We start from the raw sequence: 14,797 nt of genomic DNA, 5'->3' as shown, positions 1-14,797 counted from the left end.
CTCAGCTCCCCTCGTCCTCGACGGGCGCCGTCTCGGGGCTCTCGCGCGGCGCCTCGGGCTCGACCTCGAGCAGCCGGGTGGCCTTCTGCAGCTCGATCGCCGCGCCGATCAGCCCGGCGAACAGCGGATGCGCACGGGTGGGACGGGACTTCAGCTCGGGATGCGCCTGCGTGCCGATGTAGTACGGGTGCACCTGCTCGGGCAGCTCGACGAACTCGACCAGGGAGTGGCCGCCCTCGAGCGCGGAGACGCCGGAGATGCGCAGACCCGACTGCTCGAGACGGGTGCGATAGGCGTTGTTCACCTCGTACCGGTGGCGGTGACGCTCGGCGACCTCCGTGCTGCCGTAGGTGCGGGCGGCGAGCGAGTCCGCGGTCAGGGTGTGGGCGTAGGAGCCCAGGCGCATCGTCCCGCCCAGATCGCCCTCGCCGGAGACGATGTCCGCCTGCTCGGCCATGGTGGCGATCACGGGATGCGCGGCGGTGGGCTCGAACTCCGTGGAGTGGGCGCCCGCCAGGCCCAGCTCGGTGCGGGCGAACTCGATCACCATGGACTGCATGCCCAGGCACAGGCCCAGGCTGGGGATGCCGTGGGTGCGGGTGTAGCGCAGCGCGCCCACCTTCCCGTCGACGCCGCGGATCCCGAAGCCGCCGGGGACCACGATCGCGTCCACGTCCTTCAGCTGCTCGTGCGCGCCCTCCTCGGTCTCGCAGCGGTCGGACTCCACCCAGCGCACGGTGACCTTCGCGCTGTGGTGGAAGCCGCCGGCGCGCAGCGCCTCGGTGACCGAGAGATAGGCGTCGGGCAGGTCCACGTACTTGCCCACCAGCGCGACGGTCACCTCGTAGGAGGGGTGGTGCACGCGCTGCAGCAGCTCCTCCCACTGGCTCCAGTCCACGTCGTGGCTGAGCAGGTCCAGTCGGCGGATCGCGTAGGCGTCCAGCCCCTCGCCGTGCAGCACGAGCGGGATCTCGTAGATCGAGGGGGCGTCCGCGCAGGTGACGACCGCGTCCGGATCGACGTCGCACATCGAGGAGATCTTGGACTTCACCGAGCCGGGCAGCTCGCGGTCGGAGCGCAGCACGATCGCGTCGGGCTGGATGCCGATCGAGCGCAGCGCGGCGACGGAGTGCTGGGTGGGCTTGGTCTTCAGCTCCTGGGAGGGTCCGATGAAGGGCACCAGCGAGACGTGCACGAAGAAGACGTTGTCGCGGCCGATGTCCTGACGGACCTGGCGGGCGGCCTCGAGGAACGGCTGTGACTCGATGTCGCCGACGGTGCCGCCGATCTCGGTGATGATCACGTCGAGGTCATCCCCGGCCTGCGAGCGCATCCGCTCCTTGATGGCGCCGGTGATGTGCGGGATGACCTGCACGGTGTCACCGAGGTACTCGCCGCGGCGCTCCTTGGCGATGACGGTCGAGTACACCTGGCCGGTGGTGACGTTCGCATCGGCGCCGAGGTTCTCGTCGAGGAAGCGCTCGTAGTGGCCGATGTCCAGATCGGTCTCGGCACCGTCCTCGGTGACGAACACCTCGCCGTGCTGGAAGGGGTTCATGGTGCCCGGGTCCACGTTGAGGTAGGGATCGAGCTTCTGCATCGTGACCCGCAGTCCGCGGCTGCGCAGGAGCATCCCGAGCGAGGAGGCGGTCAATCCCTTGCCGAGGCTGGAGACCACTCCCCCCGTCACGAAGATGTGCTTCGTGGTGCCGTCGTTCCGGAAGGGCTTCGACGTGCTGGTCGCCCCGATCCGTGGGTGGGGGGCGGTGCCGGTCTGGGGTGCGTTCGCGCTGGTGTCTGCCACGGACTCTCACCCTACACCGTCGTCCCCGATCGGGTCCGGGATCGCGAGCACCGCGGCCAGCTGTGTGAGCAGGTCCTCGGCGGTGGGCAGGTCACGGGCGCGCTCCCGTGCGGCGTCCTCGGCGTGTCGGCGCACCGCGGGGTCGCGATGCGCCTCGATCGCCGCGGCCAGCGCCGACGGATCGCCGACCGGCACCAGCTGCGCCGCCCGGCCCAGCACCCAGCGAGTCCCGCCGGCATCGGTCGCGACGATCGCGCGGCCGGCGCGCAGCGCCTCCTGCAGGGAGACCGGCTGCCCCTCCCAGTGCGCCGCGGAGACCACCAGATCGGCCCGCGCCAGCAGCGCGGGGACGTCCTCGCGGCGGCCCAGCAGCTGCACCGGGAGCTGCTCGGCGTCGATGCGGGCGGCGAGCTGCTCGTGCAGCGGTCCGTCGCCCGCGACGCGGATCCGCAGCGGCGCGCCGCGGCGCAGGAGGGCGGCCGCGTCGAGCAGGTCCTCGAGGCCCTTCTGCGGTGCGAGGCGGGCGATCACCAGGACCTCGAGCCGCTCACCGCGGCGGGGCGTCGCCGGGACCTGTGCCCGCGCCCGCTCCGGGGCGGGCACCACGGCGTGGCTCACCTCGCGGGCGCCGGCGCGGCGCGCGTCCTCCGCGAGGTCCGGGGAGACGGCCAGGACGACGTCGGCTCGCCGGCACAGGACCCGCAGCAGCAGCGCGCCGAGGGCACGGGTCGCCCGGGAGCCGACGGTCCGGTTGTGCAGGGTGACCACGAGCCGGCCCCCGTCGCCGCGCGGACGCGCGAGGGCGGCCAGCGCCCCGGCCCGCAGCCCGTGCGCGTGGACCGCGACGGCCTCCCCCGCCCGCCGCTGGAGGTGATGCAGGGTCCGCACCGTGCGCAGATCGGCGAGCAGGTGCGGACGCTCCTGGATCGTCACCGGGGCCTCGGAGACCGTCCATCCGGCTTCCGTGAGCTCCGCGAGCTCCTGGTCGACGTGCGCCGCGAGGCCCCCGCTCGCGCGGGGCCGGACCACCAGCACCCTCATCGCTCCGCCTCCGCCTCGGCCGTCTCGGCCGGGCCGGCGTCGTCGCGACGGCGCAGCCGCGCAAGCACCTGATGCCCCAGCTCGCGATCGGCGAGGACCATCACCGCCCCCGCCAGCACGGCGCCGAGGAGCCCGCAGAGGATGCCGGACAGGGCCGCCCCCACCTCACCGGTGCCGGTGGTGACCATCCACTTGCCCAGCAGCAGGCCGGGGACACCGCCCAGCAGGAGGCCGGCGGGGACGCCCGCGGCGGTGCGCGTCACCTGGTGCATGGCACCGCTGCTCTTGAGGATGTCGGCCGTGCGGGAGAGACCGACCAGCCCGGACAGCGCCATGCCGGCGGCGATGCAGAGGCCGAAGAGGGTCGAGGCCTCCGCCGCCGAGCGCTCGGGGCTGAAGGCGATCAGCGCGATGATCAGCACCCCGGCGATCGCCCATCCCACGGATCCCACCAGCAGTGCGTCGCGGGCGCGCAGCGCCGCGGAGAGGATGCGGGTGCACTGGATGGCGACGGCGAAGCCGGGCAGCCCCAGGGCGAGCGCGGCGGCCGTGGAGCCGACGCCCGCCGCCCCGGAGCGGTCGATGAGGCGGAAGAACTGCTCGAGCGCCGGGCCGCCGGCGAAGAGCATCGCACCGCCGATGGTCGCGATCACCATGACGGTGCGCACCGAGACCGCGGAGACCCGTGCGAAGCCGACCCCGTCGCCCACCAGGCGGAGCTCCGAGAGGTGCGGGAACACGGCGGTGACCAGCGGCACCACGAGCACCGCGTAGGGAAGCAGGTACAGCGCCTGGGCGTACTGGAAGACCGGCAGGGTGCCGACGCCGCCGGCGCGCATCGCCAGCAGCATCACGAGCGCGAGCACCACCTGCTGCGCCCCGACCGCGCCCAGCCCCGCCCCGCCGAGTGCGACCGCGCGGCGACCGTATCCGGGCGGCATCACGAGGGTGGGCCGCAGGTGCAGGCCCGCTCGCAGCGCGGCCACCACCACGGGGACCGCCATGGCGGCGACCCCGACCGTGGTGCCCCAGCCGAGCCAGGCGACGGCCGTCTCGTCGATCGTCGTGGTGGTCGCGACGGGCGGCACCAGATGGGCGTAGACGCGGTAGGAGACCATCACCACCACGGAGGAGATCAGCGGCATCATCGCGGGCCACAGGAACCGCTTGCGCGCCTGCAGGTAGGCCGCCAGCACCACCGAGATCCCGTACAGCGGGAGCTGCACGGCGAAGATCCGCAGCAGGGAGGCGCCCAGGGCGGCACCGCCGGTGTCCGGCCCCTCGGCGGCCAGCAGCAGCTGGGCCAGCGGATCGGCCAGGAGGATCACCGCCAGCGCGAGGACGAGGGTGAGCAGGATCGTCCATCCCAGCAGCGCCGAGATGATCCGGTCCGCCCGCGCCGCCCCGGCGGGTCCGCCGGAGCCCTCCTCGCCGGTGCCGGCGAGATGGTCGTCCGGATCGCGCTCGGGCACCAGCCCGGCGATGAGAGGGACCACCACCGCCGCCAGCGCACCGCCCGCGACGACCTCGAACAGCACGTTCGGCAGCATGTTCGCCGTCGTGTAGGCGGTGCCGACGTCCCCGGCGCCGACGCTCGCCCCGAAGACCAGATAGCGGACGAAGCCCGCGATGCGGGCGAGGACGGTGACGATGAGGATGACGCCGGCGCCCCGCAGCACGGAGCGCAGGATCGTGGCCCGCGCCGTGGGAGAGGAGGACCTGCGACGGGCGGAGCTCATGCGCCCTCCCCCGTGCTGCCGCGAGCCGAGGGGAGCTCACGACGGCCCAGCCGGTCCAGGGCGCGCAGCGACGGGGTCTCCTCGATCACCGCGCTGAAGCTGACCTTCTCGCTGGCCAGTGTCAGGACCAGGACCCCCGCGAGCAGGCCCGCACGGGCCGGGGCGGGCAGGGCGCGCGCCAGCGCGGTGCCGACGGCCGCGCCCAGCACGTTCGCCCCGGCGTCGCCGAGCATGCCGTGCTCCCGGAGGTCGGCCGGCAGGGCCAGCACCGCGGGCAGGGCGGCGGCCCGGGCGAGGCGGGCGCCGCTGCGGCCGCGCGGGGTGTCGCGGGGGGCGGCCGCCGCGACCGCCGCCGCTGCGGGCAGCACCGCCTTCAGCGCGCGGCCGGGACGCAGGTCCAGCAGGTTGGCCAGGTTCGCGCACCCGGCCGCGAGTGCGGCGTCGACCCCGATCATCGGCCCCGAGCGCGGTCCCGGCGCCGTCGCCGCGCCGACGAGCGCGAGCAGCGGGATGCCCAGGGCCTTGGCGGCGCCGGTGGTCACCCGGCCCTCGCGCAACGCGCCCAGGTGCCCGCGCAGCCCCTTGGACACGGCCCGACCGGCGCGACGCTGCCGCGGCTCGAGGAGGTCGTCGAGCAGCCCCAGGGCGCCGATGCCGGTGAGCACGAGGGCATCGGCCGGGACCCCGTGCCCCAGCCGTCGCCCCTGGTCCCGACCGGTGCCGAGCGCGAGCGCGCCGACGCCGGCGAGGACCAGCGCTCCCTCGGCGAGCGTCACCTCGCGGCCGGCGAAGTTGGTGCGGCGCAGCTCGGTGCGCAGGGCACGCATCATCCCTCTCCCCCGCCGTCGGAGGGTGCGCTCTCCCCGTCCTCGCCCGGCGCCGCCTCGTCCCCGGCGCCCTGCTGCGCGGCCTGGTCCTCGAGGCCCTCGGTCTCCGGCAGCGGAGGCAGGCGGTCCTCGGCATCCGCGGTGGTGCCGTAGGCGCCGGAGCCGCCGCGGGTCTGCTCCAGGAGCGCGAGCACCGACAGCAGCGGCCCGTCGGCCTCCTGCAGGCGGTCGGTGGTCGAGAGCGCGTCGTAGGCCCGGTCGCCGCGCACCGTGCGCAGGATGCCGGTGGAGGCGTCGTTGCCGGGCGTGGCGGCGGAGACCACCGACGGCACGCCCGCCCCGGCCAGCGCGCCGAGCAGGGAGGTCTGGGAGGCGAGCAGCCCCTGGGCGCGCTCGGTCGCGAGCTCGTCGTCCTCGGACTCCTCGGCGAGCTCCTCGGGCGCTGCGCTGGCGTAGACCACGCCGTCCATCTCCGCGGGCATCTCGCCCTCGATCGACACCAGGCGGTGGTCGACGAGCACCTCCCAGATCTGTGAGCGCAGCTCGGGGGTCAGCTCGCTGCCCTCGACCGGCCGGAGGAGCGCCGGGATCAGTGCGGAGAGCTGCTCCGCCGCGCTGAGGTCCGTGTTCTGCAGGGCCACGGGCGCGATGGCGCTGATCTCCTCGAAAGCCACCGCGCGGCTGTCCTCCTGCCCGGGCTCCCAGAGGGCCGGCTGCAGCTCGATGCGGATCACCGTCGCCGCGCCGGCGTCCTCGAGCAGCCCCTGGACGCGGTCGGTGACCGGTCCGATGGAGCTGTCGTCGCTGAGCACGGCCACCCGGTCGCCCTCGAGCGTGCCCTGGACCAGATCGGGGCCGAGCTCGGTGATGAACGAGGCGAGCTGGTCGTTCTGGGCGGCGAGCTCCTCGGCGTCGGTGCGCAGCTGCTCCTGCTCGGTGCGCAGCTGCTCGACCTGTCCGGCGAGCTGGTCCCCGAGGTTCTCGCGCAGCGGTCCGGCACCCAGCACGATGCCCACCGCGAGGGCGAGGAACACGGAGATCAGGGAGACGAGGTGGTATCGGAAGTCGATCACGGGGTCGAGACCCTCCTACGACCCGGTGGCCCGGGGTGAGAACAGCATGGTGAACCAGGACAGCAGACCGTCGAGGCGCGCCCCGAGGATCTGCATCAGCGCCTGCCCGCCGGGCGTCGCCCAGAGGGCGACCGCGAGCGCGGCGAGTCCGGCCAGCGCGAGGAGCACCAGCTGGAAGGTGGAGATCCTCTGACGGTACAGGCGCGAGACGCCCTTGGCGTCGACGAGCTTGGAGCCGATCCGCAGCCGGGTCAGGAAGGTCGAGCTCATGCCGGCGCGCCCCTTGTCGAGGAACTCCTCGAGGGTGCCGTGGGTGCCCACGGCCACGATCACCGAGGCCCCCTTCTCGTCGGCGAGCAGCATCGCGATGTCCTCGCTGGTGCCGGAGGCGGGGAACAGCACCGCCTGCTCCGACAGCCCCAGCTCCTCGAGCCGCTCCATCCCCGGGGCGCGGCCGCTGCGATAGGCGTGCACCACCAGCTCGCTGCCGCTGCGCAGGGCGCGGTCGGAGACCGAGTCCATGTCGCCGATGATCATGTCGGGCCGGAAGCCGGCCTCGAGGACCGCGTCGGCGCCCCCGTCCACACCGATGATCACCGGGTGGTTCTCGCGCAGGAAGGGCTTGAGGGTCTGCAGGTCCTCCTTGTAGTGGTAGCCGCGCACGACGATCAGCACCGGGCGCCCGTCCATGGCGGTGCGCACGTCGGGGGCGCCGATGCCGTCCAGCAGCAGGTCCCGCTCGCGCAGCATGTACTCCATGGTGTTCTGGGCGAACAGCTCGAGCTGCTCGGACAGGCCCTCTCGGGCGACCTCCAGGGCGGCGGTGACGCTCGCGTCGTCCTGCACCGTGCCACGGGCCACCACCTCGCCGGCGAGGAGCACCTCGTCCCCGACGACGGTGAGGGTCTGGCCGTCGCGGATGTCCTCGAAGACGGCGGGGCCGAGGGCATCGACCAGCAGGACCCCGCCGTCGACGAGGATGCGCGGGCCGGCGTTGGGGTACCGCCCGGAGGTGGAGGCGGCGACGTTGAGCACCGCGGCGGGCTCGCGCTCCAGCAGCGCCTCGGCGGCGACACGGTCGATGTCCTCGTGATCGATGATCGCGATGTCACCGCTCTGGAGCCGCTTGGTGAGGTCCTTGGTGCGCTTGCCGAGCCGGGCGGTGCCGGTGGCCGTCTCCGCCGCGCTCATCGCTCACCCCCGCCGGGGGCGTCCCGCGCCTCGTCCAGCAGCTCCTCGGCGTGGGCCAGCGCGCGATCGGAGGCCGCGTCGCCGGCGAGCATGCGGGCCAGCTCCTCGATCCGGCCGGTGCGCTCGAGGGTCTCGACGGTGGAGCGTGTGGCGCCCTCACTGCTGGACTTCACGATCTGCAGATGGGTGCTCGCGTGCGCCGCGACCTGGGGAAGGTGCGTGACGACGATGACCTGGGCGTGACGGGCGAGCCGGGCCAGGCGCTGGCCGACCGCCAGCGCGGCCCGACCGCCGATGCCGGCGTCGATCTCGTCGAAGACGAACACGGGGGCGGCGGAGCGGTCGCTGCGCGAGGAGGACAGCGCGACCTCGAGCGCGAGCATCACACGGGAGAGCTCGCCGCCGGAGGCGGCCCGGGCCACCGGCAGGTGCTCGGCACCGGGGTGCGGCGCCAGCAGGATCGCGACGGCGTCGCGGCCGTGCGAGCGGGGGCCGTGCTCAGTGACGTCCACGCGGAGCGCGGCGTCGGGCATCTCGAGGTGCCGCAGCTCCTCCTGCACGGCCTCCGAGAGCTCCCGGGCCGCCGCGGTGCGGGCGGCGGTCAGCGCCTCCGCGGCCTCGTCGAGCTCGGCACCGAGGGCGGCGAGGCGGGTGGCGGCCACCTCCCGCTCCTGCTCGGCGCCGTCGAAGCGGTCCAGGTCGACGGCGGCGGCGCGGGAGTTCTCCAGCAGGGTCGTGATGTCCTCCGCGGGGCCCTCGGGCCCCGGCAGCAGACCGCCGAGATCGCGCACCAGCAGGGTCAGCTCGTGGAGACGCTCGTTGGCCTCGTCGACGCGCCCCGGGGAGGCGTCGATGTCCTCGGCGTACCGGGAGAGCTCCCCCGCGAGATCGGAGAGCTCCAGGCGGGCCGCCTCCATCCTCTCCACCAGCGGGGCGAGGGTCGCGTCGGTGCGGGCGGCGCGTCCCAGCGCTTCGCCCGCGATGTCCAGCAGGGGCCCGGCGGACGGGCCGTCGTCGTCCCCGACCAGGGCGAGCGCGGCCTGGCTCGCCGCCCCGCGCAGCTCCTCGGCGCTGCCGAGGCGGTCGATCTCCTGGCGCAGGGCCCGGTCCTCGCCGGGCTGCGGATCCACCTGCTCGAGGCGCTCGAGGGCCTCGCGCAGCACGGTGCCGCGGCGGTCGCGCTCGGCGAGCAGGGTCTCGAGCTCCGCATGGCGCGCGGCGAGGGCGGAGCGCTCCCGCCAGAGCGCACGGTGGCGCTCCAGCAGCGGGCCGATCTCCGCGGCGGCGAAGCGATCCAGCGCCTCGCGCTGCGCGTCGGGGTCGCGCAGGCGCTGCTGATCGGACTGCCCGTGGACGGTGACGGCGGTGCCCACCAGGCGCGCGAGGGTCCCGATCGGCACCGGGACGCCGCCGATCTGGGCGCGGGAGCGGCCGTCGCGGGTCACCCGCCGCACCACGAGCACCTCCCCGTCCTCCTCCTCCGCGCCGAGCTCGTCGAGCGCGGCGGCCAGCTCGTCGTGGCCGGTGAGGGACAGGGTGCCGTCCACGGTGCTGGATCCGCGCGTGCGGCCACGGTCGAGCCGCTCGCCGAGGAGCATGCTCAGCCCGGTGACGATCATGGTCTTGCCCGCACCGGTCTCGCCGGTCAGGGCGGTGAAGCCGGGACCGAACTCGAGCAGGGCGTCGTCGATCACGCCGATCTGGCGGATACGCAGGGTGGACAGCACGGTGGCGCCTCGGCCTCCTCAGCGGGTCCGGGGACCGCGCCCCCGCCAGCCCACCACGGGGAGCTGGAACTTCTCGACGAGCCGGTCCGCGAACGGGGTCGGCGCCAGGCGCGCCAGGCGCACCGAGCGGGCGGACAGCCGCGCCTCCAGGCGCATCCCGGCCGTGATGTCCTGGCTGTGGCGCCCGTCGAGGGTGAGCACGCCGCCCTCCCGGTTGTCGAGCGTCATCTCGACCGCGGCCTCGGAGGAGCGGCCCAGCACCAGCGGACGGGCGAACAGGGCATGGGCGGCCAGCGGGATGAGCATCATCGCGTCCACCTCGGGCCAGATCACCGGGCCGCCGGCGCTGAAGGCGTAGGCCGTGGAGCCGGTGGGGGTGGACAGCAGCACGCCGTCGCAGCCGAAGGAGGAGACGGGCCGGCCGTCGATCTCGATGGCGACGTTGATCATCTTCTGGCGATCGGCCTTCTCCAGGGAGGCCTCGTTGAGCGCCCAGTGCCGCGAGACCAGAGCGTTGTCCTGATCGAGCAGCGTGATCTCCAGGGTCGAGCGCTTCTCGATCTCGTAGTCCCCGTCGAGCAGGCGCGAGACCGTGATCGAGAGCTCCTCGACCTCGCTCTCCGCGAGGAAGCCGACGTGCCCGAGATTCACGCCGTGGACGGGGATGCCCGCCTCGCGGGCCACCTCGAGCGCGCGCAGGATGGTGCCATCACCGCCGAGCACGATCCCGAGCTCGACGAGATCCGCCGCGGAGACGGCATCGACCACGTCGACGCCGCCGTTGGTGAGGAAGGTCAGCAGCTTCGGCGGGGGCACGTCCTCGGGCAGCGCGAGGATCTCCTCGACCTGGTGGTCGACGACGACTCCGCGCACGCCGCGGACCCGCAGCTCCTCGAGCACCGAGAGCATGGCGCTCAGGGCGGCCCGGCGACCGGTGTGGACGTACAGGAGGAATCGGCGCATGCGGGTCATCCCCCCTCGATCTCGTGCGGGTCGCGGCGACGCCGTGGACGATCCTCGCCCACGGCAGACTCGATCATGTCACAGGCCTCGGCATCCAGTGCGCAGGTCACGCCGCCGGGCCGCAGATGCAGGAAGTACTCGCAGTTGCCGTCCTGCCCCGCGAGGCCGCTGGGGCCGACGGCGCACAGCACCAGGCCCTCCCGGGCCGCCGCCTCCGCCACGCCCTGCACGGCGCCGCGGCGAGCCGCGGGATCGCTGACCACCCCGGACTTCGGCAGGGCGCTGCGGCCCACCTCGAACTGGGGCTTGACCATCAGCAGGAGATCCCCGCCGGACCGGACCACCGCGCCGAGGGCGGCGACGACGGTGCGCAGCGAGATGAACGAGAGATCGGCCACCACCAGGTCCACGGTGGTGCCCAGCAGCTCCGGGGAGAGATCGCGGACGCTGGTGCCGTCGCGGACCACGACTCGGGGGTCGGTGCGCACGTGCTCGGCGAGCTGGTCGTGGCCGATGTCGACGGCGAGCACCCGGGCGGCGCCGCGCCGCAGCAGCACATCGGTGAAGCCGCCGGTGGAGGCTCCCGCGTCCAGGCACTCCGACCCCGCCGGATCGAGGCTCAGGTCGTCGAGAGCGCTGCTGAGCTTGTGCGCGGCGCGCGAGGCGTACTCGACGCCGTCGGGGACGTCGACCACGCTGAGGACCGCCCCCGGCGGCACCGGGATCGAGGGCTTGGCCGGCGTGCGTCCGTCCAGGCGGGCGCGGCCCTCCTCGATGATGCGCCGGGCATGGGTGCGGGAGCGGGCGAGTCCCGCCGCCTGCAGGGCGACGTCGAGCCGCTGGGTGCCCGGCGGGCGGTGCTCGGCGCTCACCGGTCGCGGCTCACCGGCGGGCGGGCCGGATCTCGAGGCCGTCGCCGTCCAGCAGGCGACCGGCCCAGGGCTGGTCGGCGCAGTGCGTCCGCAGCAGGGCGAGGACGGCCCGCAGCACGGCGGGGTCCTCGACCGTCCCGTGCACGATCATCACATCGCCGTCCTGCCAGCGGGCGCTCACGGCGCCGCACCGGGCGCGATCGCCCTCGAGGACGGGCAGCGCGAACGGCGCGGCGATCTCGGCGAGATCGGGGACGATGAAGGTGGGCCGGCGCACGGGATCCGCGCGCAGCGCCGCCTCGGTGCCGTCGACGCCCGTGAGCACCAGCAGGGAGTCCATCCCCGCGCGGACCGCCCCTTCGATGTCGGTGTCCAGCCGGTCCCCCACGATGAGGGGACGGCGGGAGCCGTGCTCCGCCGCGGCGACGAGGAACATTCCCGGCTCGGGCTTGCCCGCGACGGCGGGCTCGGCGCCGGTGGCGTGGCGCAGTGCGGCGACCAGCGAGCCGTTGCCGGGCGCGAGCCCGCGCTCGGTGGGCAGGGTCGCGTCGATGTTCGTCGCCATCCAGAAGGCGCCGCGACGGATCGCGTACGCCCCCTCGGCGAGCAGCGCCCAGTCGAGGTCCGGGGACCATCCCTGGACGACGGCCTCGACGGCCTCGGAATCGGTGTCGACCGGGGTCAGGCCCGCCTCGCGGATCTGTGCGGCGAGGCTCGGTCCGCCGACGACGAGCACCGTCGTCCCGGGGGCGAGCCGCTCCGCGAGCAGCCGTGAGGCCACCTGCGGGGAGGTCACGAACTCCTCGGGCCGGGCGTCGACGCCCACGACGGCCAGGTGCGCGGCGGCCTGCTGCGGGGTGCGCGAGGCGTTGTTGGTCGCGAAGACGACGGGGACCCCGGCCTCACGTGCGGTCCCCACCGCCTCCGCGGCGTGCGGGATCGGCTGCGCTCCGTGCATGAGCGTGCCGTCGAGGTCGAACAGCAGGGCGTCGTAGAGGTCGAGCAGCGAGCGGTCCGGGCGGCGGATCATGCGCGCTCCTCCGGCTCCTGCTCCGTCGCGGGGGTGAGCACCCGGGCCGGGGACTCCTCCTCCGGGTCGCTCGTGGAGGCGTCCCCGCCGTCCTCGTCGATCGCCGCGCCGTCGGCCGGGTCGTCGAGGTCATCGCGCGTCGCGCTGCCGTCGTCGGAGCCGTCGGCCGCGTCCGCGCTGTCGGCCATGTCCGTCGTGTGGGCGGCGTCGGACACGTCGGACTCGTCGACGGCGTCCCCATCGGTCGCGTCGGCGGCGTCCACGTCGTCGGACTCGTCCGACGCGTCGTCGGACTCGTCGGCGCCATCATCCGCGTCCTCGAGCTCGTCGGCGGCACCTGCATCCTCGGACTCGTCGGCCGCGGGGTCGAAGGCGTCGAGGACGGCGATCTGCTCGTCATCGGCCCAGAACGGCTCCTCCTCGGGCACCGGGGCGGGACGCCCGAGCCGCTCGCCGGCATCGGTGAGGCCTTCGGTGTCCGCGTCGGCGGCGAGCGTGAGCCAGCGCTTGGCCTCCTCCTGGCGCTCCGCGCGATCGAGCAGGTCGGCGTAGGCCACCCACAGGCGCACCTGCCAGCGCCCGTCGACCTTGTGCCGCAGTGCCGGGATCTCGAGGGTCCGCAGGGCGGTCCCGATGTCGCCGGTGTCCGCGTAGGCGCCGGCCACGACGATCATCAGCTCGATCGCCGCGTTCACGCCGAGATCGGTGGCCTCGTCGGAGGCCGCGATGTCCAGGGCGCGCTCCGGGCGGCCCAGGCCGCGCTCGGAGTCCGCGATCATCGGGAGCAGATCGGTGCGCCCGGTGATCCTCAGAGCGGTGCGCAGCTCGCGAGCGGCCGTGCGGAAGTCCCCGGCCCGATAGGCGATGACGCCGTGGGTCTCCCGCACGGCCCCGACGCGCCCGCCGAGCCGCGCGGCGAAGCGGGCATGCGCCCGTGCCGTGTCGTTGTCGCTGTCCTCGAGCACGTAGGCGGCCACCATATGGCGCGCGACCCGCTCGGCGGTCTCCTTGCTCAGGCCGCGCAGCTCCTCGCGGACCTCCTTGTCGAGCTCACGTCCCGTGATGCTGTCCGGGATCCTGGGCTCGAGGGGACGGTCCGCGCGCGCCTCCTGGCCGGGACGAGCGCCGGAGCGCTCCTCGCGGGCACCGCCGGTCCGTTCCGACCGGTATCCGCGATCGCCCCGGGACCCCTGGTAGCCGCGGTCGTCTCTCCGTCCGCGCTCGTTCCCCGACGGACGGCCGCCGGCGCGCGAGCGGTCGTCGCGGCGGGGGCGGTCGTCACGGGATCCGCGGTCATCGCGGCGGGGACGATCGGGGCGGGAACGGTAGTCGTCCCGGCGGCCACGGCCGTCCCCGGGAGCGCCGCCGGACCGCCGGTCGGTGGACGAGCGGTCATTCCGAGGACGTCCGGACTCCTGGGAGCCGCGCGAGCCGTCGCGGCGCTCACCCTGCGGGCGGGACGAGGTCCCGGAGCGGGCACCACCGCTGCGGCCACGATCATCCCGCCGCCCGTCGCCTCCACGACGATCGGAACCCGCGGGCGGCCGCGATCGCGCGCCCGCGCCGTTCCGATCGTCGCCGTCGGGACGAGGGCGGTGCGAACGGTCGCTGCGCGGCGCGCCGGAGCCGTTGCTCCGCTGACCGCCGCGCTGACCCTTGTCGTCATGCCCGCGGTCGCTCCCGCTGTTGCTGTGCTCAGCCACCTGGATCGTCCGTCTCATTCTTCTCGCCCTATGGTCTTGTCACCGGAGAGCTTAAGGGAACCCGGCCCGTTGACCGTCGAGTAATGGGTGCGCTCGTGACTGCTCTCACCGGTCAGCGTCCCTCGTCCTCGCGGTCCCGGACACCGAGGCGCCGGACGAACCTCCCCCGCTGCAGCACTCCCTCGTGGGGGCCCAGGCCCTGGACGTCTCGTCCCGAGCGCGCCGTCGGCACGCGTCTCGAGCGGGGACACGCGCACAGCCCCCACCGCGGCCCGTGGGCGGGCCGCCGGCCCCGGACCCTCTGGACTCGGCTCCCGCCAGATCGGGTCGGGCGATCCAGCGACCGCGAGACTCCGCGGAAGCGTGAGCCGGTGGCTAGCGCTGCGGACACCGGAAGGATCCCCGTGGGGACGGGCATCCGGCACGGGCACCGGTGCCGCGCGCCAGCCTGTCGTCCTGCTCCGGGCCCGCTCCGGTGGCAAAGCCGTCGACCGCGAGCGCCGCCTGAAATTCGCCACCATCGGCACTGCCGCCGACGTTCCGGCTCCGTGGCATCTCGAGCGAGCATGCGTTGCGCGTGATCCCCCGTGATCGTCGTCGGCGGAGCACCCTTCGTGCACGAACGCGCTGCAGACCGCTGCAGCGCTCGAGCGCAGCACCGACTCCCGCCCAGCACACGCTGCCGGGCCCCGGGCACTTTCGGGCATGAAAAAAGGGAGTGGAGGAGGCGAACACTCCCAGACAACCTGGGGGTTCAAGCACTCCTCCACTCCCGTGAAAGATGTCCGGCGGCGACCTACTCTCCCACACCCTCCCGAGTGCAGTAC

At 74.3% G+C, this 14,797-nt stretch carries 11 protein-coding genes; all 11 read right to left on the bottom strand.

Annotated features, from left to right (window positions below):
- Position 1: 1 nt before the first annotated feature.
- From CXH06_RS15110 to CXH06_RS18645, 11 genes are read right to left on the bottom strand one after another with little or no spacing between them, the layout of a single operon-like run.
- Positions 2-1,804: a CTP synthase gene (locus CXH06_RS15110; protein ID WP_114856029.1), complete on the bottom strand. Its 1,803-nt coding sequence runs from the start codon at positions 1,802-1,804 to the stop codon at positions 2-4.
- 6 nt (positions 1,805-1,810) lie between these two features.
- Positions 1,811-2,845 carry a glycosyltransferase gene (locus tag CXH06_RS15105; protein ID WP_114856028.1) on the bottom strand — a complete coding sequence of 345 codons (1,035 nt, stop codon included), beginning with the start codon at positions 2,843-2,845 and terminating at the stop codon, positions 1,811-1,813.
- Entirely contained in the window at positions 2,842-4,584 is a 1,743-nt protein-coding gene (gene murJ, locus CXH06_RS15100; protein WP_114856027.1) for a murein biosynthesis integral membrane protein MurJ, read from the bottom strand. The genes CXH06_RS15105 and murJ overlap by 4 nt, the downstream gene beginning before the upstream one ends.
- Positions 4,581-5,414 (bottom strand): hypothetical protein, encoded by an 834-nt coding sequence (locus CXH06_RS15095; protein ID WP_114856026.1) that lies wholly within the window; start codon positions 5,412-5,414, stop codon positions 4,581-4,583. The genes murJ and CXH06_RS15095 overlap by 4 nt, the downstream gene beginning before the upstream one ends.
- The gene (locus CXH06_RS15090; protein WP_114856025.1) at positions 5,411-6,484 is read right to left on the bottom strand and encodes a copper transporter; all 1,074 of its coding nucleotides are present in this window, start codon (positions 6,482-6,484) and stop codon (positions 5,411-5,413) included. The genes CXH06_RS15095 and CXH06_RS15090 overlap by 4 nt, the downstream gene beginning before the upstream one ends.
- Before the next feature lie 15 nt (positions 6,485-6,499).
- Positions 6,500-7,675: a putative cytokinetic ring protein SteA gene (gene steA, locus CXH06_RS15085; protein WP_114856024.1), complete on the bottom strand. Its 1,176-nt coding sequence runs from the start codon at positions 7,673-7,675 to the stop codon at positions 6,500-6,502.
- Complete coding sequence (recN, locus tag CXH06_RS15080; protein ID WP_114856023.1) at positions 7,672-9,402, bottom strand: DNA repair protein RecN; 1,731 nt, start codon at positions 9,400-9,402, stop codon at positions 7,672-7,674. The genes steA and recN overlap by 4 nt, the downstream gene beginning before the upstream one ends.
- An 18-nt stretch (positions 9,403-9,420) precedes the next feature.
- Entirely contained in the window at positions 9,421-10,365 is a 945-nt protein-coding gene (locus CXH06_RS15075) for an NAD kinase (protein WP_114856072.1), read from the bottom strand.
- A 5-nt stretch (positions 10,366-10,370) separates the two neighbouring features.
- Entirely contained in the window at positions 10,371-11,237 is an 867-nt protein-coding gene (locus CXH06_RS15070; RefSeq protein WP_114856022.1) for a TlyA family RNA methyltransferase, read from the bottom strand.
- Positions 11,238-11,247: 10 nt separating this feature from the next.
- Positions 11,248-12,267 (bottom strand): HAD-IIA family hydrolase, encoded by a 1,020-nt coding sequence (locus CXH06_RS15065; protein WP_114856021.1) that lies wholly within the window; start codon positions 12,265-12,267, stop codon positions 11,248-11,250.
- Positions 12,264-13,970: a hypothetical protein gene (locus tag CXH06_RS18645; RefSeq protein ID WP_232820383.1), complete on the bottom strand. Its 1,707-nt coding sequence runs from the start codon at positions 13,968-13,970 to the stop codon at positions 12,264-12,266. The genes CXH06_RS15065 and CXH06_RS18645 overlap by 4 nt, the downstream gene beginning before the upstream one ends.
- Positions 13,971-14,797 lie beyond the last annotated feature (827 nt).

Source organism: Brachybacterium sp. YJGR34 (assembly GCF_003347015.1).
Lineage (GTDB): Bacteria > Actinomycetota > Actinomycetes > Actinomycetales > Dermabacteraceae > Brachybacterium.
This window is presented reverse-complemented; position numbering and strand designations above follow the sequence as displayed.

Bases quoted from the DNA above. Each gene is read 5' to 3' on its own strand.
- CXH06_RS15105 (WP_114856028.1), bottom strand. From the start codon at position 2,845: ATGAGGGTGCTGGTGGTCCGGCCCCGCGCGAGCGGGGGCCTCGCGGCG.
- murJ (WP_114856027.1), bottom strand. From the start codon at position 4,584: ATGAGCTCCGCCCGTCGCAGGTCCTCCTCTCCCACGGCGCGGGCCACG.
- CXH06_RS15095 (WP_114856026.1), bottom strand. From the start codon at position 5,414: ATGATGCGTGCCCTGCGCACCGAGCTGCGCCGCACCAACTTCGCCGGC.
- steA (WP_114856024.1), bottom strand. From the start codon at position 7,675: ATGAGCGCGGCGGAGACGGCCACCGGCACCGCCCGGCTCGGCAAGCGC.
- CXH06_RS15075 (WP_114856072.1), bottom strand. From the start codon at position 10,365: ATGCGCCGATTCCTCCTGTACGTCCACACCGGTCGCCGGGCCGCCCTG.
- CXH06_RS15065 (WP_114856021.1), bottom strand. From the start codon at position 12,267: ATGATCCGCCGCCCGGACCGCTCGCTGCTCGACCTCTACGACGCCCTG.